Annotated in this window: 13 protein-coding genes; 5 read left to right on the top strand and 8 right to left on the bottom strand. The window is 45.6% G+C overall.

The genetic code is table 11. The features are described 5' to 3' along the window. Window positions 1-63: 63 nt before the first annotated feature. Window positions 64-1,785: a PHA/PHB synthase family protein gene (locus ACFQNF_RS10855; RefSeq protein WP_380187992.1), complete on the bottom strand. Its 1,722-nt coding sequence runs from the start codon at window positions 1,783-1,785 to the stop codon at window positions 64-66. Window positions 1,786-2,029: 244 nt separating this feature from the next. Between ACFQNF_RS10855 and pbpG the strand changes: the two genes are divergently transcribed. Further along, a complete protein-coding gene (gene pbpG / locus ACFQNF_RS10860) occupies window positions 2,030-3,109 on the top strand; it encodes a D-alanyl-D-alanine endopeptidase (protein WP_380187993.1) in 1,080 nt (359 codons plus the stop codon). A 67-nt stretch (window positions 3,110-3,176) separates the two neighbouring features. Here pbpG and apbC read toward each other — a convergent pair whose 3' ends face one another. From apbC to ACFQNF_RS10875, 3 genes are all read right to left on the bottom strand, one after another. Then, window positions 3,177-4,268, bottom strand: coding sequence for an iron-sulfur cluster carrier protein ApbC (gene apbC, locus ACFQNF_RS10865; protein ID WP_380187994.1), 1,092 nt, complete (start codon window positions 4,266-4,268; stop codon window positions 3,177-3,179). A 191-nt stretch (window positions 4,269-4,459) separates the two neighbouring features. Beyond that, window positions 4,460-4,747: a PsiF family protein gene (locus ACFQNF_RS10870; RefSeq protein WP_380187995.1), complete on the bottom strand. Its 288-nt coding sequence runs from the start codon at window positions 4,745-4,747 to the stop codon at window positions 4,460-4,462. 35 nt (window positions 4,748-4,782) lie between these two features. Continuing rightward, window positions 4,783-6,987 carry a patatin-like phospholipase family protein gene (locus ACFQNF_RS10875; protein ID WP_380187996.1) on the bottom strand — a complete coding sequence of 735 codons (2,205 nt, stop codon included), beginning with the start codon at window positions 6,985-6,987 and terminating at the stop codon, window positions 4,783-4,785. A 54-nt stretch (window positions 6,988-7,041) separates the two neighbouring features. Here ACFQNF_RS10875 and ACFQNF_RS10880 point away from each other — a divergent pair, with 54 nt between their 5' ends. The 3 genes from ACFQNF_RS10880 to ACFQNF_RS10890 all read left to right on the top strand — a co-directional run bounded on the left by ACFQNF_RS10880 (window position 7,042) and on the right by ACFQNF_RS10890 (window position 10,963). Continuing rightward, window positions 7,042-7,716, top strand: coding sequence for a glycerophosphodiester phosphodiesterase (locus ACFQNF_RS10880; protein ID WP_380187997.1), 675 nt, complete (start codon window positions 7,042-7,044; stop codon window positions 7,714-7,716). 57 nt (window positions 7,717-7,773) lie between these two features. Then, complete coding sequence (locus tag ACFQNF_RS10885) at window positions 7,774-8,547, top strand: substrate-binding periplasmic protein (protein ID WP_380187998.1); 774 nt, start codon at window positions 7,774-7,776, stop codon at window positions 8,545-8,547. Between the two features lie 91 nt (window positions 8,548-8,638). Further along, entirely contained in the window at window positions 8,639-10,963 is a 2,325-nt protein-coding gene (locus tag ACFQNF_RS10890; RefSeq protein WP_380187999.1) for a Tex family protein, read from the top strand. Between the two features lie 200 nt (window positions 10,964-11,163). On the opposite strand, the gene ACFQNF_RS10895 is transcribed toward ACFQNF_RS10890, so the two are convergent. Together ACFQNF_RS10895 and ACFQNF_RS10900 are read right to left on the bottom strand one after the other, a co-directional pair. Continuing rightward, window positions 11,164-11,571 (bottom strand): hypothetical protein, encoded by a 408-nt coding sequence (locus ACFQNF_RS10895; RefSeq protein ID WP_380188000.1) that lies wholly within the window; start codon window positions 11,569-11,571, stop codon window positions 11,164-11,166. A gap of 75 nt (window positions 11,572-11,646) precedes the next feature. Further along, on the bottom strand, window positions 11,647-12,960 hold the full coding sequence (locus ACFQNF_RS10900; RefSeq protein WP_380188001.1) for an anaerobic C4-dicarboxylate transporter family protein: 1,314 nt from the start codon (window positions 12,958-12,960) through the stop codon (window positions 11,647-11,649). A 184-nt stretch (window positions 12,961-13,144) separates the two neighbouring features. On the opposite strand from ACFQNF_RS10900, the gene ACFQNF_RS10905 reads away from it, so the two are divergent. Next, window positions 13,145-13,957, top strand: coding sequence for a flagellin N-terminal helical domain-containing protein (locus ACFQNF_RS10905; RefSeq protein ID WP_380188002.1), 813 nt, complete (start codon window positions 13,145-13,147; stop codon window positions 13,955-13,957). 71 nt (window positions 13,958-14,028) lie between these two features. On the opposite strand, the gene ACFQNF_RS10910 is transcribed toward ACFQNF_RS10905, so the two are convergent. Both ACFQNF_RS10910 and ACFQNF_RS10915 read right to left on the bottom strand, forming a co-directional pair. Then, window positions 14,029-14,934, bottom strand: coding sequence for a diguanylate cyclase domain-containing protein (locus ACFQNF_RS10910; protein WP_380188003.1), 906 nt, complete (start codon window positions 14,932-14,934; stop codon window positions 14,029-14,031). A 105-nt stretch (window positions 14,935-15,039) separates the two neighbouring features. After that, window positions 15,040-18,825, bottom strand: a complete 3,786-nt coding sequence (locus tag ACFQNF_RS10915; RefSeq protein ID WP_380188004.1) for a response regulator — start codon at window positions 18,823-18,825, stop codon at window positions 15,040-15,042. Between the last annotated feature and the right edge of the window lie 173 nt (window positions 18,826-18,998).

Consider the following 18,998-nt stretch of genomic DNA (forward strand, 5'->3'; position numbering starts at 1 on the left):
TGCCAAACAAATACCCCAACAAGGCTAAACTAAGGGATGAGGCAACATAACCATGTTTATTCATTAATCTAAGCGCTCTTTCACATAGCGCCCCGGAGCAGGTTCGATCGGTTTAAAAGCGGCATTGCCATGCGCTTTAGGCGCAGCAATCTCCTCTCCCGATAATGGGATTAACCATTGGCTCCAATCTTGCCACCAGCTACCCGGGCGAGATTCCGCACCATTGAGCCATGCTTCAGAATCACCTGATAAATCTTCATTTACCCAGTAATTGCGTTTGTTGGCTTTTACCGGATTAATCGCACCCGCGATATGGCCGGAAGCCCCAAGCACATAGCGCAGCGGACCTTTAAAAATTCGTGTGCTTAAATAGGCAGATTGCCAAGGCACAATATGATCTTCGCGCGCTGCAAAGATATACGTTGGTGTAGTGATGGTCGTTAAATCAATTGGCACGCCACAAAGACTAAATGAATTAGGCTTGGTGAGATTGTTTTCTAGATACATATTGCGCAGAAAGAAGGTATGCATCGGCAAAGCCAGATTGGCCGAATCATTATTCCAATAGAGTAAATCAAACGGTGCTGGTGTTTTACCCTTTAGATAATTATTAACTACGTAATTCCAGATCAAATCATTTGAGCGTAATGCAGAGAACGTGCGGGCTAATTCTTTACCACCAATCACGCCGCCTTCGCTCAAGAGTGCTTCGCGTTTACGGATCAGATTCCAATCAATAAAGTGCTTAATATCACCCGGCTCGGTGTGATCAATCATCACCGTCATTAAAGTAACTGACTCAATCCAATCCAGACCACGCGCTTGCATCACCGGCATAGCGGTAGAAACCAGCTCACCCCCAACGCAGAAAGACAGCACATTGATTTTTTCGGCCTTGCCAATTTTGCGTACCACATCGCAAGCGGTAATGACGCCGTTTTCAACGTAATCATCCCACTCTAAGTGGCCCATTTCTGGCGTCACTGATTTCCAAGACACCAGAAAGGTTTTAAAACCTTGGCTAACGGCATAAGCGACGAGGGAATTATCCGGCTGCAGATCCATGATGTAGAATTTATTCACACATGGCGGCACAATCAGTAAGGGACGGGAATAAACTTTGGCGGTAGAAGGGGTGTATTGCAGTAATTGGAAGAGCTCATTTTCAAAAACGACTTGTCCGGGGCTGATCCCCAAATTTTTGCCGACTTCAAATTGAGATTCATCAGTCATGGTGATAGTGCCTTTCTGCATATCCTCCATTAACTTTTTCATGCCTTCCTGCAGACTTTCCCCTTTACTTTCTAAAGCCAGTTTCATCACTTCAGGATTGGTAAAAGCAAAATTTGCAGGACTCATGGCATCGACATACTGACGCGTAAAAAAGCTCATTTTTTCACGGGAAGCATCATCGGTATGGGCTTGATCCACCATTTGCAACAGCCAGCGAGAGGTCACCAAATAATTTTGCTTGATGTAATCAAACAAGGGCTGTTCCCACTCTGGCGCATTAAAGCGGCGATCCCCTTTCTCTGGTACTGCCACAGGTGCTTTCTCTTTAGCACCGATCAGCCCCAGCCATAAATCGAGCTGCTGCTTATAAAAATCGCTATGTTGTGCCAAAAAAGGATTACTTTGCGTTAAGCCCGTCATCATCTGATGCATAGGCGCAAGATCTGCTACAGGCTCACCGGATTTCGAAAGATTAACCCAGCTTTGCATCAGCTTCTGGTTAGTATCCGTAAGCTGCTGGAAAAATTCATCCATTGATTTGTTATTAAACATCGGTTTTCTCCGAAAGCAACTCGAAAGGAACACCATTCTAGCAAGTTATTGCTGCACTGCAACAACAAACTAGCGTCTGAAAAACAAAAACACGAAAAAATATTCTAATCTTATTTCTAGCAAATCGTACCGTACTATTTGATTTAACATGACATTTTAAAAATCCTTGCGTAAAATAAAAATACAATTATGAAGGATGCTGTGAACATAAATCGGCCATCCCTAGCCTCGGAGTCTTTATCTCATGCTGTACCGCATTTTCTCCTGCTGCACTCTGGTTGCAGCGCTGGGCCTAACGGCGCCAGCCATTGCGGCGGCAAATACTGACCATAAAACGGTCACTAAATCGTCAGCTAAAAAATCAACGGCCGCTGTTTCTAAAGCAAAAACATCAAAGGCCACGACTACTACAAAAACCTCCAAGACCGCAAAAAAAAGCAAAGTAGTCAGTAAAGCTGTTGCAAAATCGAGTAACAAGCAAATTACCAGCCGTGCCATTGCCAATGCCCGTAAAGACGTATCTGTTTCACGCGCTCTGGCCATGTCTAGCACGCTCGATAATCCGGGAGTGCAATCTGTTGGCGTCTTGGTACTTAATGAGCAAAATGGCGAAATCATGTATGAAAAAAATGCTGATTCGCTCACCCCTATTGCATCCATTACCAAATTAATGACCGCAATGGTGACGCTTGATGCGCAACTGCCATTAAATGAGCTACTCACCATTAGCCAAGCCGATGTTGATACGCTCAAAAATACCAGTTCACGCCTTACCATTGGCACAACACTCACCCGTGGCGAACTGCTGCTTTTAGCACTCATGGCTTCAGAAAATCGTGCGGCTGCTGCTCTTGCCCGCACCTTCCCTGCGGGGCAAGCTACTTTTATTCGTAAAATGAATGAAAAAGCGCAATCTTTAGGTATGCGTAACAGCCGTTTTTACGATTCAACCGGCCTCACACCTAATAATATTTCTACGCCGCGTGAGCTTGCTTTAATGGTAAAAGCCGCACACCGCTATCCTGAAATCCATGATTTCACCACCAGCAGTGAATACAGCTTTATCTCCAATCAATCGGGCAGGAGCATGGCATTTCACAATACCAACCCGCTGGTAAAAGAGGTGAATTGGAATATCGGCGTGTCTAAAACAGGCTTTATTAATGAAGCCGGCCGCTGCTTGGTAATGCAAGCCACCATTAATGGCACACCCGTCGTCATTGTTTTGCTTGATTCAAGTGGCAAATACACTCGCATTGGGGATGCACAAAGAGTACGCAAGTGGATTGAAACAACATCAACCAGCAGATTACGTGCCGGTTAGTTTAATCAGCGCAATAAAAAGCCCGAGATTGCCTCGGGCTTTTTATTGCGCTGATTAAAATTAAATATTAAGTGTTTTTCTGAATCACAATCTTTGGAAATTTATTAGAGAAATCCTGTGATTTAGCGGCGATTTTTACTGCTACTTTGCGGGCAATCCCTTTATATAGCTCGGCGATTTTGCTATCAGGATCGGCAACAACCGAAGGCTTGCCTGCATCTGCATTTAAACGAATCGATAAATCAAGTGGTAATTGGCCTAGCAAATCAATACCGTAATCAGCGCCCATTCTTGCCCCGCCACCCTCACCAAAAATAGGCTCGGCATGGCCGCAGTTGCTGCAAATATGCATGCTCATATTTTCGACCAAACCCAAAATGGGCACGCCCACTTTCTCAAACATTTTGATCCCCTTGCGAGCATCGAGTAAGGCAATATCTTGTGGTGTAGTCACGATCACCGCGCCGGTCACTGGCACTTTCTGGCTTAAAGTCAGCTGAATATCACCCGTACCCGGTGGTAAATCAATCACCAGATAATCCAAATCCCCCCATAGGGTTTCATTCAGCAATTGAGTTAATGCTTGCGTAACCATCGGGCCGCGCCAAACCATGGGCTGCTCGGTATCAATTAAAAACCCGATCGACATCGTTTTAATGCCATGATTTTCAATCGGCAATATATATTTGTTTTCTACCGCCTCGGGCTTCTGATCGGCAACCCCCATCATGGTGGGCTGCGACGGACCATAGATATCGGCATCCAGTAAACCTACGTTGGCGCCTTCTGCCGCTAAAGCCAGCGCCAAATTCACTGCGGTCGTCGATTTACCCACACCGCCTTTACCACTAGCCACAGCAATAATATTCTTAATGCCTTTTTGCAGTGGCAAACCGCGCTGCGCTGCATGAGCCACAATATGGCTGGATACGTTAACCTGAACCGATGCCACTCCCTCTACCGCCAATAAGGCCAGCTCTATTTGCCTGGCGATTGCCGCAAACTGACTGTTAGCAGGATAGCCCAACTCGATATCCAAACTAACGGCGGCTTGCTCAAACTTTAAGTTTTTAATGCATTTAGCCGAAACAAAATCGCGCCCGGTATGAACATCAATTTCTTTAGCAAGCGCAGCAAGTAAGAGGTCGTGAGAGGGCATGGCAGATGTTCCGGTGGTCTTGCGAAAGAGGCGATCGAGGAAAGTCATTATCAACTTGAGGCAATAGGTAAATATAACAGAGGCAAAATGGGCAAGGCAGAAGTCAGATCAAACCTTGCTTAATCAAAGAAGATGGGGATGATGAGAGGCATTTCAAGCCACCCGAAACCGCGCCTGGGTGGCTTTAAAGATTACTTTTTCAGGCAGCTGCTCATAAACGCTTTACGCTCATCACCTTTTTTACCTGTGGCATCTTTATTACATTGCTTCATTTTATCTTGCTGAGTCATCGCAGCAGGAGCCGAGGCGGGTGCCGCTTTAAGGCAAGTACTCATAAACGCTTTACGTGCATCGCCCTTCAAAGACTGAGTGCCAGCATCTTTGTTACATGCAGCCATTTTTTCTTGCTGTGGCCCCGCATGGGCAGCAGTTGCAAGCACAAGCGCCAATACACCACCCAATAAGCTCTGTTTTAACATCGCGATCTCCTAAGGAAAAAAAGTGTTTTTACTGATTAAAACTGATTGCCCAGCATCAAATAATAACGCAATTTCTTGTTATCACCGTAAGCGGCCCCCAGATAGAATGGCCCCAGATAAGTATCAGCAGCCCAGAAACCAGTCAGGGAAGAATGCCAACCTTCTTGTTCTTTATCCAGTACATTAAACATACGACCCGCTTCGATTGCAGCGCCCAAATAACTGCCGCCTACACTTAGGCCCAGCAAAGTCACTGGTGAGTAAACCTGAGCTTTCATATAAATTGAATTTTCACCCAATAACTCATTTTTCCGATAGCTAGACATATTTAAAAAGCCACCGAAAGACTGAAAGTCCGGCAAGAAAGGGGCTTCTTTATAACTATAATGCCCCTTTACAGCGATATTCCCTTTCACACCATTAATATCAAACGCATGCTGAGCCTCTAAACCAAAACGCGCATAGTTACTAAAATCACCCTGCCCTTTTAATGCATAGTAAGCACTTAAATTAACCAAGTCGCCCTTACCCGGAAAATAAAGATGATCGAGTTGATCATAATACAATTTAAAACCAACGCCATAATCCCCATCTGCGTTATCCAAGTAAATTGAATCGCCAATTTGTTTGGTAGCATCATAATGTTGATATGAAACCCCCAACCTCACCTCGCCAAACCGCGTCAGGCTTGATCCAAGATCTAAACCAAAACGAGTTTGCGTATAGCGATACTGCGCTAGATTTTCACCTGCATCCCAGATAGAAATCGGGCTTGATTTATATCTGAATGAAGGCGCAATAAAAGCATAACCGTCTAATTGCAAAGGCTGATAAAACTCAGATTGGAAAGACATCGTGTCTCCCACTCTAAGCGAGCTTTTCCACTCTGCCCCTAGGGAATTAATCCATGTGCGGCGATACATCGCAGTTAAAGAATAGGGATTATTTCCTTCAAAATCAGTGCCCATTCCCAGACCAAAAGAAAGGTAATTAGGCCCCCAATCTTTTTCAATTGGAAACAAGGTTAATTTTTGCAATCCATCATGATCGGTCAGCTCATAATCCAGCTGCGAAAAATCCCCACGTGCGTAAACCTCCGCCAAGCGCTTATGAAAATGATCACCATCTAAAGGATTGCCAATCTGCACATCTAATGCTTCTTTCAATACATTAGCATTTACATTGCGCATCGACATGACTTCCACCGTTTGCACTGGCTGAGGAATCAGCTTATTGGCTGATTTTTTCTTCTGCCAAGCCGCGTATTCTTCTTCAGATAAAGAATATTTATTAAGCTGATATAAACTCAGCGTCGCGGCTTCTTCACCTTTAACAATAAAATCTTTACCACGCTTAAAATCTGCAGAATTTAAAGTGCCTAAATTAGGCGTAATCAAAACATCTGAAGGCTTTAAACTATCTAATTGTGGCTTTACATTTTGGGCAACCATTAAACGCGTATATTGATCCGCCGTACTTAAAATGCTATTAATTTGATTTCTAATGAGTGGCTGAGCGCCCACATCAACAGCAATAATGACATCGGCACATAATGAGCGAGCCACATCAATCGGCATATTACGAGCCAAGCCCCCATCCACCAGCAAACGAGAGCCCCGTGAAACCGCTGGAAACAGCCCGGGCACAGCCATGCTGGCGCGCATCGCACTCACAATATCACCATCTTTCAGCACCACCATTTCGCCTGTTTCAATATCAGTGGCCACTGCACGATAGGGAATACTCAAGGCATCAAATGAGGGAGTCGTTCCACCAAAAGTCATTTCACGTAAGAATAATTCAATTTTCTGGGTACTGATCGCAGCCGAAGGCAAAGCCACTTCACCACTATCCCGTATACCCAGCTCAATACCCACCAAATTAAGCTTATCATCTTGTTTTTTTCGAACAGCACTCAATTGGCGTGGCAAGTTAGAGCTTAATAAATCATCCCAATTAGCATCAGTCGCCCTGCGCGCCAGCTCTTCAGGTGTTCGCCCTGCCGCGTAAGCCCCCGCAACCAAAGACCCTATGCTGGTCCCCACCACACAATCAATCGGCACTCTTGCCTCTTCAAGTACTTTGAGCACGCCGATATGCGACAAACCACGCGCTCCGCCACCACCTAATACCAAACCAATTCGAGGCCGCTCTACCGAGAATGCCTGTTGAGAAAAGCAGCTGGCTCCAAGCAGCATAATAAATACAGATTTACCCAGAAAACTTCTAGCACGAAGCATGCATCGCATCCTAAAATTGAGGTATTCATTTTTTTCAAGAGTGTAACCGATTCTATGTTGCGACTTGCACATCGCGGTTTACACCGCACAGCCCCAGAGAACACCCTTGCGGCTTTTGCTTTAAGCTTAACGGCCGGGTTTACAGGAATAGAGACGGATGTTCGCCTATCTGCAGACGGAGAAGCCGTTTTATATCACGACAGAAACGCCCCCAATGGCATTGCTGTTGCTACATTAAGCCGCAGTGAATTATCCCATTTATCAGGGTATATCGTCCCAACTTTATCCGAAGCGCTGGACGCTTTTCCTGATGCTTATTGGAATATTGAAATAAAAACCCCATCCGTTTTACCTAACTGCTTGGCGATTCTTAAAAACCATATCCATCAGCAACAACTGCTCGTCAGCTCCTTCCATCATGAAGTTGCTTTACATGTCGAAAAAGAACTACATATTGATTGTGGTTTTTTAATTGCTCACCGCCCAGCCCAATTAAATGAGCTCATTTTATCTGCAATGCCACACCGGCATTTACGCACACTGATCTGGGATTATGAAGTGCTTGATCTGGATCTTTTAAATCAAAGCTTTGCACAAGGCTTTAATAATTATGTTTATGGTGCACAAACTGAACAAGAACACCTTATTTGCCATGAATTCCCCTTACAAGGAATTATTACTGACCATCCGGAATTTGTTGGCCTGACATCTGCCCCTGTACGTCAATAAAGCAGTCTAAAGCCTGTTTATTATTAATAGTAAACAGACGTTTTATGAAGATAAAAAATGAATTGCAATTTTATACACACTATTTTAGCTATTAGCCTATTAAGCTTGCCACTTAGCTATGGCGCAAATGATTCGATTAAAATCCGCCTATCCAATCAGGAGTGGGCTCCGTATATGGGCAAGGGCCTAGCAGATTACGGTATTTTTTCAAGGCTGGTTTTTGAAGCATTTGCGCGTGAAAATGTACAAGTCACTTTTGAGTTTTATCCCAATAACCGCACCTTGGAAGTCGCACGCAAAGGCGTCTTAGACGGCAGCTTTGGCTGGGCTATTTCTGCCGAAAGACAGAAAAATTTGCTTTATACCGATCCGGTGCTTTCTGCCAATATGGTTTTCTTTGAAAGAGTGAATTCAAAACGGCCATGGAAGAAACTCAGTGATTTAAAAGACTCTCGCATTGGCATTACCCTTGGCAATTACTATTCAGATGAATTTTCTCAACTTGAAAAACAAAAAATTTTAAAAACGGATGCTGCCGCAGATGATCTGACTGGGTTTAGAAAACTGATTGCGGGGCATATAGATCTTTTTCCTATCGATATTGAAGTTGGGCAATATTTATTACAACAAAACTTCTCCGCAGAAAAACGTGAGCAAGTCACTTGGCAAAAAAAAGCATTTTGGATTGCCCCCATGCATGTCGTCATTTGGAACAAACACCCCCGTGGAAAAGAACTCATCGCGCGTTTTAATAGCGGTCTAAAAAAGCTTAAATCCAGCGGAGATTTTCAAAAAATAACAGATGAAACACGCAATAAAATTAACCAATAACCCCTTAAATTTGCTGTAAAAATGCCACACGTACACAAGTACTTTAAAAGCCGTAAAATGCAGCTCTTCTCGCTTTTGTAGAACCTGCCCCATGCTACCTTCAATTCACCAACGTATTGCCACCGAAATCGCCTGCCGCGAAGCCCAAGTGATTGCTGCCGTTACTTTGCTAGACGATGGTGCCACCGTGCCGTTTATTTCCCGTTACCGTAAAGAAGTCACCGGCGGCCTAGATGACACCCAGCTGCGAAATCTGGAAGTACGCCTTGGCTATTTACGTGAATTGGAAGAGCGGCGCATCAGCGTGATCAATAGCATCACCGAGCAAGGCAAGCTAAATACGGAGCTAAAAATACAAATACTGAGCGCCGATAATAAGCAGCGCCTAGAAGACCTTTACCTGCCGTTTAAACAAAAACGCCGCACCAAGGCGCAAATTGCCAGAGAAGCAGGCCTTGCACCGCTGGCCGAACAACTGCTCGCTAATCCGCAATTAGATCCTGAACAAGCTGCCAGCGCCTTTATTAAGGCAGACGCCGATGTGAAGGACAGCAAAGCCGCACTCGATGGCGCACGTGCAATTTTAATTGAGACCTTTAGCGAAGACGCTGAGCTGATTACCAAACTACGCAGCTTTTTGCAAGGCAATGCCAGCAGCAAGACGGCGGTGATTGCGGGTAAAGAAACTGAGGGCGCTAAATTTGCAGACTATTTTGATTACCACGAAAAAATATCCGCCATGCCCTCGCACCGTATTCTGGCGATTTTGCGCGGCAGAAATGAAGGCATTCTGAATCTCTCTATTCTCTTACCAGAAGAGCTCGCCGCTAGCCTCGCAAACGAGAAAATGCGTAATAGCCCACCGAATGTGTGCGAAATGCGTATTGCAGAGCGCTTTGGTGTCAAAAACCAAGATCGCCCAGCGGACAAATGGCTGAGTGATACGGTAAGGCAAAGCTGGCGTACCAAGATCTTTTTAAGCTTGGAATCAGAGCTGTTAAGTCAGCTGCGTGAGCAGGCCGACATCGAGGCAATTAAAGTATTCGCCAGCAATATGAAAGATCTGCTCTTGGCCGCACCGGCAGGCCCTAAAGTCACCCTTGGCCTTGATCCTGGCCTGCGCACCGGCGTAAAAGTGGCCGTGGTCGATCGCACTGGCAAGCTGCTGGATACCAGTACTATTTATCCGCACGAGCCGCGCAAAGCATGGAATGAATCGCTGGCAACACTTGCTGCCTTATCCAAAAAACACGGTGTAGAGCTGATCTCCATCGGCAATGGCACGGCCAGCCGTGAAACCGATAAGCTGGCCATCGAGCTGATTAAGCTAATGCCTGAGCTGGCAATGCAAAAGCTGGTGGTTTCCGAAGCAGGCGCATCGGTTTATTCCGCCTCCGAGTTTGCCGCAAAAGAATTTCCTGAGCTGGATGTTAGCCTGCGCGGTGCGGTATCCATCGCCCGCCGCTTACAAGATCCACTGGCAGAATTAGTTAAAATCGATCCAAAAGCGATTGGTGTAGGCCAGTACCAGCACGATGTAAACCAAAACGAGCTGGCACGCATGCTCGATACCGTAATCGAAGACTGCGTGAATGCCGTGGGTGTAGATGTGAATTCGGCATCTGTGCCGCTTTTAACCCGCGTATCTGGGCTTAGCTCCACAATGGCAGCGAATATTGTGGCCTACCGCGATCAGCACGGCGCATTTAGCGAACGTAAAGCGCTGCTAAAAGTACCCCGTATCGGCGATAAAAGCTTTGAGCTAGCCGCAGGATTTTTGCGCGTGATGGCGGGTAAAAACCCGCTTGACGCTTCTGCCGTCCACCCCGAGGCTTATCCGCTGGTAGAAAAAATCATCGCTAAAGTCGGCAAAAATATCGGCCAGATTATTGGCGATAGCGCCCTGCTCAAAAGCCTGAATCCCGCCGAACTAGTTGACGCGCAATTTGGTGTGCCCACCATTAAAGATATTCTGGCCGAGCTAGAAAAGCCCGGCCGCGATCCTCGCCCAGAATTTAAAACCGCCAGTTTTCTTGAGGGTGTAGAAAGGATTCAAGATTTAAAACTAGATATGGTGCTAGAAGGTGTCGTAACCAATGTAACCAACTTTGGCGCGTTTATTGATATTGGCGTGCATCAGGATGGCTTGGTCCATATCTCGGCACTGGCGAATCGCTTTATTAAAGATCCGCGAGAAGTGGTTAAAACGGGAGATGTAGTGAAAGTAAAAGTGGTGGAAATTGATGTGGCCAGAAAACGCATTGCACTGACCATGCGCTTAACAGATAGCGCCGCACCCAGTGGCGAAACAGCTAAACAAAGCATGACACCCAGGGATAGAAAAATCGTTGAACGTCAGCCAGAGGCACAGGGGGCGATGGCTGCGGCACTCGCTGCTTTAAAAACCAAACCCTAAGCGGATTGGCCGAGACCTGACAGAGAGCTAAACCTGAACCACAGAGCAAAACGAGGGCCTCGATCCGATAGAGAAAAACATTATATCGTTGCTTTTCTCTGTGAAACTTTATGTTCTCTGTGGTTGGAGATTTTGCTCCCTCAACTTTAAGCTGAAGCCGTTTTATCATCAGGATCGCTAAAAAGACAAAAAAGCAGCCACTAAGCTGTGGCTGCCAATCCTGCTCCTGATTCCATCCGGGTCACAGAAGAAATGGCCCGATAACTTGCCAGTGCATTTTCAATCCGTGGCGGAGGCCGCGCCGAAGAACCCGTATCCTGCTTAGCGGCTGTCATGGCCAGCTGGGGCCAATAAAGCGCCGAAGCCATCAGCATTTGTGAGAGCAAAAGCTGCGTACCCAGATCTTTATGAGCTACCATGCTGTGCTGTAACTGATCCTGCGACAAAAAGGCATCCGCTTTCTGCGCCGCAGTATTCATCACCCCTGTAAACGAGACTCTTTCATTATGCGCAGCAGCCCTTTGCAGCGACTGCTGCTTATTATGCGCGGCATCAAGCTGATTACGCGCACTCCAATCTGCTGATAAGCTTTCGATTTGAGCATCCATAGCCACATCATCAATGATTTTTCTAATCAATGAGTAGGAAGGATTACCCAAGCCAAAGGGTAATTTTTCTTTATATTACAAGAGGATATGCGAAAGAGCGAAGCCAGACCCCACGGAAACCACCGAGCAGACTAGCCCCGGCAACATAAAACTATGGTTCAGTAAATATTTGCCAATGTGAGTCGTACCGGTGCGATCAAAATTAATGGCAGCGATCACCGTAGGGTAATTAGGAATAAAGAAATAGCCATTTACACTGGGAAACATCGCGATTAAAGCAGGAGCGGGAATCCCCAAGGCAATCCCCAAAGGAAGCAAAGCACGAATGGTTGCAGCCTGTGAATACAATAAAATCGACATGCCAAATAAGGCAATAGAAAACAACCAAGGTTGGGCGGTAACGATGTCTTTAAGCGAGCCAGAAAACAGCGCCATATTGGCCTGAATAAAGGTATCCCCCATCCAAGCCACGCCAAAGATGCCAATCACCGCAGCAGAACCTGCCCTAAACACCGAGCCTTTAATCACCTCATCAGGCTTTACTTTACAAAAGAGTAAAATTAAAGCGGCTGCCGACAACATCACAATTTCAATCGCTTGCGCCATATTCAACTGCACGCTTTTACCTGCCACCAACCACTCAGGCCGCAGTGATGGAAAGGTACCCAGCATCACCACAGAAAAGACTGCTAGCAAAAATAACCATACCGAACGGCTGGCTTCTTTAGGCAAAGCCAAACGCTCCTCGGCGTGGAGCGCCTGAATTTCCCCACGCTCTAATCTGGCCCGATACACAGGATCCAGCTTCAACTCACAGCCTTGGCGGCTGGCCGCTAACGCCCCTGCCATCGTCCCCAAAAGAGTAGCGGGAATAGCAACCTGTAAAATATCGCCTAAATGAATCCCAGCGGGGGAAAGCAATGAAAGCAGCGCCACCGTGGCCGCAGAAATCGGGCTGGCCGTAATCGCCGCTTGGGATGCAATCACCGCAATGGATAAAGGCCGCTCGGGGCGAACACCCGATTCATGCGCAACTTCAGCAATCACCGGCAACACGGCATAAGCGACATGGCCTGTACCTGAAAAAAGCGTAAAACAGTAAGTCACCAAAGGCGCATAAAAAGTGATTCGCTTGGGGTCCCGGCGCAACAATTTTTCAGCAATACGTACTAAAAAATCCATTCCCCCTGCCGCTTGCAAACAACCTGCGGTTGTAATCACGGCAATGATCATCAACATCACATCAATCGGCGCAGTTGTAGGCTGCAATCCAAAAATAAATACCAAAATGGCCAATCCCAAACCGCCCATTACCCCTAAGCCAATCCCAGAGATTCTGGCACCGAGTAAGATCGCAGCAATCACCACCAAAAACTCTAGAGCAATCACAATAAATATCCTCAAAAATGCTATTTGCCATATTGCCATAGCGTGTAGTACCACAAACTGAGGCAACGCAAACCCAGCTGATTTAGCCACCGAGTAACCGCAGGTCTGTGCTAGAACGCATCCCCATTGAAGGGGAGGATGAAGCAGAGTATGGTTTAGTAGGACTTATGCAGGAGTAAATATCATGGCTGTGGGAATTGCGACTAACTTACCATCGCTCAATGCACAGAATATCTTGAGCGGTACGCAAAAAGCGCAGAGCAATACGCTCAGTGAGCTTTCTTCTGCCAAACGCAGCAGCCAGACCGATCCGGCCAGCACCGTGCTGATTGAGCAATTTGCGGCGCAAATTGCAGGCAGTAATCAGGCCAGATCCAATCTAAATGACGGTATTTCCCTCACCCAGGTGGCCGATGGCGCATTAAGCACCATCCAAGACAATACTCAGCGCATTCGCGAGCTCACCATCACGGCAGGCAATAGCACACTGAGCACCACCGACAGAGCAGCCATTCAGGAAGAATCTAATCAGCTGTCTTTAGCCAATGCCGATATTGTGCAAAACACCAGTTTTAACGGCACGCCTTTATTGCAAGGGCAGGGTAATTTAAATTTTCAGGCAGGGGCAAATGCAGGGGATCAGCTTGCTGTATCCAGACCCGATCTCACTAAGCTCAATAGCGGCACTGGCCAGATTGATTTATCCAGCCCCGCGGCTGCAGGGCAAGCTTTATCAAGGCTCGATAACGATTTAGCTTCGGTTTCCAGCGCACGATCCGATTACGGAGCCGTCAGTAATCGGCTCACCGCCGGTGCCAATAATTTACAAAATCGTTCAGAAAATTTATCCGCTGCAAAAAGCCGGGTTGCAGACACTGATTATGCCGCCGCAACGGCCAGTCTGGTGCAGCAACAAATACGTGCTCAGGCTAATACCGCTGCCCTTGCACAAGCCAATGCGGCACCACAGCAAGTATTGTCATTGCTCCGCTCCTAGCAGCGCTTACCAGATAATAAAAAACGCGATCATTTCATACTGATCGCGTTTTTTATGACATAAAACAATCGCTATACCAGCGCCACATCCTGCACTACGCAATTACGGCCTGATGTTTTAGCAATATAAAGCTGAATATCTGCCCGCTGATAAAGATGCGCCGCCTCTGTGCCACTGGATGTAGCCACGCCTACACTCACCGTTACATAATCAGAAATAGTCGAGCTCTGATGAGGCATTTTTAAAGAAAGCACCGTTTGCCGAATACGTTCAGCCACAATATAAGCCCCGGCAAGGCTTGTTTCTGGCAGTAAACAGGCAAATTCCTCACCACCAATTCTGGCGGTTAAATCTGCCGGGCGCCGCAATTCGGTTGCAATCACCGCTGCAATACGCCTTAAACACTCATCGCCTGCAGGGTGGCCATAATAGTCATTAAAACGCTTAAAAAAATCCACATCAATCAACACAAGAGAAAGTTGCCCGCCTTGCCTTTGTAAGCGCTGCATTTCTTGCTTTAATGCTTCATCAAAATGGCGGCGATTTGCAAGGCTGGTTAATCCATCGGTAATCGCAAGCCGGTGCAGCAATTCTCGGGTGCGTTTCATTTCAAGCTGATTGCGAATTCGCGCTTTAATACTCAATGCGCGGCAAGGCTTCACAATATAATCAGCACCACCTACGGCAAAGCCTTTTTCTTCTTGCTCAGGATCACCTAATGAGGTGACAAAAATAATGGGAATATCGGCGGTGGCAGGGTCTTCTTTGATTCGTTCGCAAATAGCATAGCCATTCATATCTGGCAACATCACATCTAATAAAATCAGATCGGGCTTAGGCATTTCTTTAATTGCAGTTAATGCCTCTTGAGCACTCACGGCAAATCTAAGCTCGTACTGATCATCCAGCATGCCCGCCAGCATTTCAATATTATTTGGTTCATCATCAACAACAAGAATAATAGGCTGGTGAATCAAGACAAGCTCCAATACATAAAACAACTTTACTACAGTCTGAAAGGCGGATAATCAAAGTGGATACGCTGCTTACTCAAAATAGATAATACATGAATATGGCATGTTTCAGATTAAGTCTCGATTGATATCAAAAGACTGTAAAGCCTCTCTTGCACTTTGATAATCCAGCTGATCGAGGGCAAGACCGATTTGCATCGCTTTTTTCTTATCCAAAGTGGCCAGACCAGACTGTAGCTGTATAAAGCATTTTCTGGCGCGTAAGCTTCTAAGCCGCAACAACTCGTCAAGCTCCTGCACACGATCCCCGGATAATTGGCACGCCTCTTGGGAAGGTACAACAGACGAGCTTTGAGCACTTAACCAAATATCAATGCTGCCAATCACTTCTTCCAAAGCCACATCTAGCTCAATCAACAAAACATCAATCTGTGTTTTACCGTTATGGAGCTGGTCTTCTAGTTTTTGAGCAATCTGATAAACCGTGAAAGCCTCTAAAGTACCCGCAACACCTTTTAATGAGTGAGCCAGTCGCTCTGCCTCAAACAACTCTCCTTGTTGCAACAATTGGCGTAAACGATCAGATGAATCTGCATACTGATCGCCCAAGCGAGGCAACATGCGCTTCAGCAAAGCCAAGCTCCCCAAGCGCTCTAGTGCCTTATCTAAACCTAAGCCCGGCAGCTCTGGCAAAGAAGGATTCTCTGTTTCTTTTTTCAATAAAAGAGTTGATTCATTCACCACAGTGCTCGTCCAACGCAATAAAACTTTAAGTAAATGTTGTGGATTAATGGGTTTTGCCAAATGATCATTCATTCCCACTTCCAGACAACGGCGGCGCTCTGCTTCCATCGCATGCGCTGTTAAAGCAATAATCGGCAAATCAGCAGCCGTTAATTGAACCCGAATCAATCGAGTGGCCTCCATGCCATCCATTTCAGGCATTTGGACGTCCATTAAAATTACATCATAGTTTTTTTTCTTATTTAAAATAAAATCAACCACCTCCCTGCCATTAGCCACCGCATCCACACTGGCGCCTAAAGCACTCAATAGCGATACACTCATTTCACTTAAAAGCGGTGTGTCTTCTGCCAGTAAGATTTTCATGCCGCGTAAAGGCTCTTCTTTCGCCTCGGCATAAGCAATGGCTTTGCTCATCGAGCTGCTATTGAGCTCCAGACTGCTCACAATAGTTTCGTACAATAAATGTGCAATAATCGGTTTACTTAAGGAATAAACAAAAGCCCGCGCACCCCAGCGGCTAATCACACTATCGTGGCTTAATATGGTAGTGAGTAAAATAATCGCCATTTCATCACGAAGCCCCCATATTTCCTGCACAGTTTCAGCGGGAGTATTGCTCAATAAAGAGGCATCCATAATCAGTAAATCAAAGGGTTGCTCATTATTTTTCATACATCGCATAGCATCTTGAGCAGAGCATACATCACTGACCTGCATGCCCATTTTATCTAAATACATGCACAATTGAATCCGGGTGGCGGTATGGGGCTCCGCAATTAAAACACGGCGTCCTTTATATTGGGCAATACTCATGCCCTGATGATTACTCTTATGCAAACATAGCTTAAATTTAAATACCGAGCCTTGATCAGGCTGGCTGAGCACAGTAATGCCTCCGCCCATAATATATGCTAATTGCTGGCTAATCGCCAAACCAAGCCCTGAGCCGCCAAAGCGGCGGGTTGTTGAAGAATCAGCCTGTGTAAAAGGACTAAATAAACGCTCTAGTATTGTTTCACTGATACCAATCCCCGTATCATGAATACTAAACTCACATTCAACACTATCATTACCTATATCCTGGCAAGACACCGCCAATTCAACCTCTCCTTTTTCGGTAAATTTAATCGCATTATTAATTAAATTAAGCAGAATCTGCCCAAGTCTTAAAGGATCGCCTTTTAACCATTGTGGTGCATTGATACTGATACTATAAATCAATGCTAAATTTTTATTTTCTGCCTGAATCGCAGCAACACCAGATAAGTTTTCAAGTAGCAAATACAAATCAAAATCAGATTCTTCAAGCTCCAGTTTGCCGGCTTCAATTTTAGAAATATCTAAGATATCATTAATAACACCTAACAGTAAATTGGCAGAGGATTGAACTTTAGATAAATAATCTCTCTGTCTGTTTGCCAATGGCGTTTCTAAAATTAAATGTGTATATCCAAGAATAGCCGTTAGAGGCGTTCTGATTTCATGGCTCATATTCGCCAGAAAATCACCTTTAACTTGGACGGCCGCCTCAGCCTGATCGCGAGAAATAATCAACTCTTCAGATTGTGTTCTGAGTAAGATGCTGGCATCACGAAACACCAGCAAACTTTGCGCCATGATAGAAATTTCATCTCTGCCACTCACATTAATATCCACATCAAAGCGACCTTTAGCAATGCTGTGCATATTTTCAGATAAAACAACCAATCTGGAGCTAATCCTTCTGCCAATATAAACAGAGCCAATACCAAATGAGATCAGTAAACTAAACAGCGTTAATCCAGCCAGCAACCAAGTACTTTTCTTTAAACGCTGAGACAATAGCAGCATTTCATCATTTAACTCGTTTTTCAGCGCTTGCTCGGTCAACTCGGCCTGATTATGCAATAACTGTGTTGCATCTTGATTTCTTATGATTAACGTTTGTAATTTATTATTTAATTTTATTCTTTTTGAACTAATAGCAAAAATACCCTCATCTGTTTCTGCCAGATTAATCATCTGGTTTAATTCATACCTCAGCTGTTTAAAATCCTCCCCATGATTCAGCTCAGCCAACGTTTGTTTAGCCTTTGCTTTGGTTTGCGTAAATGATGCTCTGGTCTCTTCCAAACGCATTGCACTTTGTGCGTTAGCAGCCTGAGCAATTAAGCTCGCCAATAGCACCACATCGCCCCTAAAATGCTGCACTGCACTTAAAGACGCCACCTGCTCTGCCACGAGCACAACCACGGCATTCGTTGAATCCAGCGTAATTTGATCACTGCGTGAAATCATTTTTAATGTGATCTGATTAATGAGCGGCAGCATCACCTCATCAAATAATGAAACAGCCCGGCTAACCTCTTGCCCAGAATGGGCCAAAGGGCCAGGCAGGCTCTGCGCTAATTTTTTCCCGGCCTCCTGCGCCAGCGAATCGGCTTTAAGCAGATGCATTTGAATACCAGCAAGTAAATTCGCTCCCCTTTTACGTAAGGCAGGCTCCCCCTGCTCACCGCCAATGGCGGCCAGACGAAAGGCATCAGCCCTTGCCTGCTGCAGGGCATTCAACTCTGAAAATTCATTATCAATCAAGGAATGAACGGAAGCACCGGCTGAAACTGACGCACGGCGAGTAGCGGAAAGCAGCTCGGCATTCTTGGCCATTAACACAGGATCTATCGCTTGCAAAAAACGCTGCTGAGCGTCTCCCACCTGTTGCAAAATACTATTTTTTCGTTGATCTAATAATAATTGCTGGCTGACTAAATGATCGGTACCCGGCACATTCTTGGATAACTCCACCACCAGCTCGGATAGTTTTTCCGCATCATGAGGGCGGCTCATCACCAAAGCATCAATTTGCTTGGGCAAATCAGCTAAAGCTAATTTCACTCTGGATAAGGCGCTGTCTCTTGTTTGTGTATTCTGAGCATTGGCAAGACTAGCCAAGGCAGATGAGAACTCTAAGCTACTGGCCTCTAACCGTGCCGATGCAATCGCAGCGGGAAAGCTTTGTTTTGAAACAATAGAGTAGGTGCTATCTACAGAGTGAAATGCCCACAGTGCAGCACCCGAAGCAAGCAGGGTGGTGGCCGCCACTACGCCAAAAGCTAAACGTAAGCGTAGCGCAATTGACTTTCTAAATAAGCCTTCTTGTATCTGCATTCCCCCTCACTCCAACTACAAAAAATCATAAGCGCAGTTTTCCAGAAAATGTCTACTGCCTTGCAGTGAATATTAATCTACCCAATAGAAACATTCACTTAAATTTCCAAAACCTTACACCTAAATTTAATTTATGATCTTAAAATCATAAAAAAATACGCTATGAAGGTAGT

The organism is Iodobacter arcticus (assembly GCF_042664895.1).
In the GTDB taxonomy this organism is placed as follows: Bacteria; Pseudomonadota; Gammaproteobacteria; order Burkholderiales; family Chitinibacteraceae; genus Iodobacter; species Iodobacter arcticus.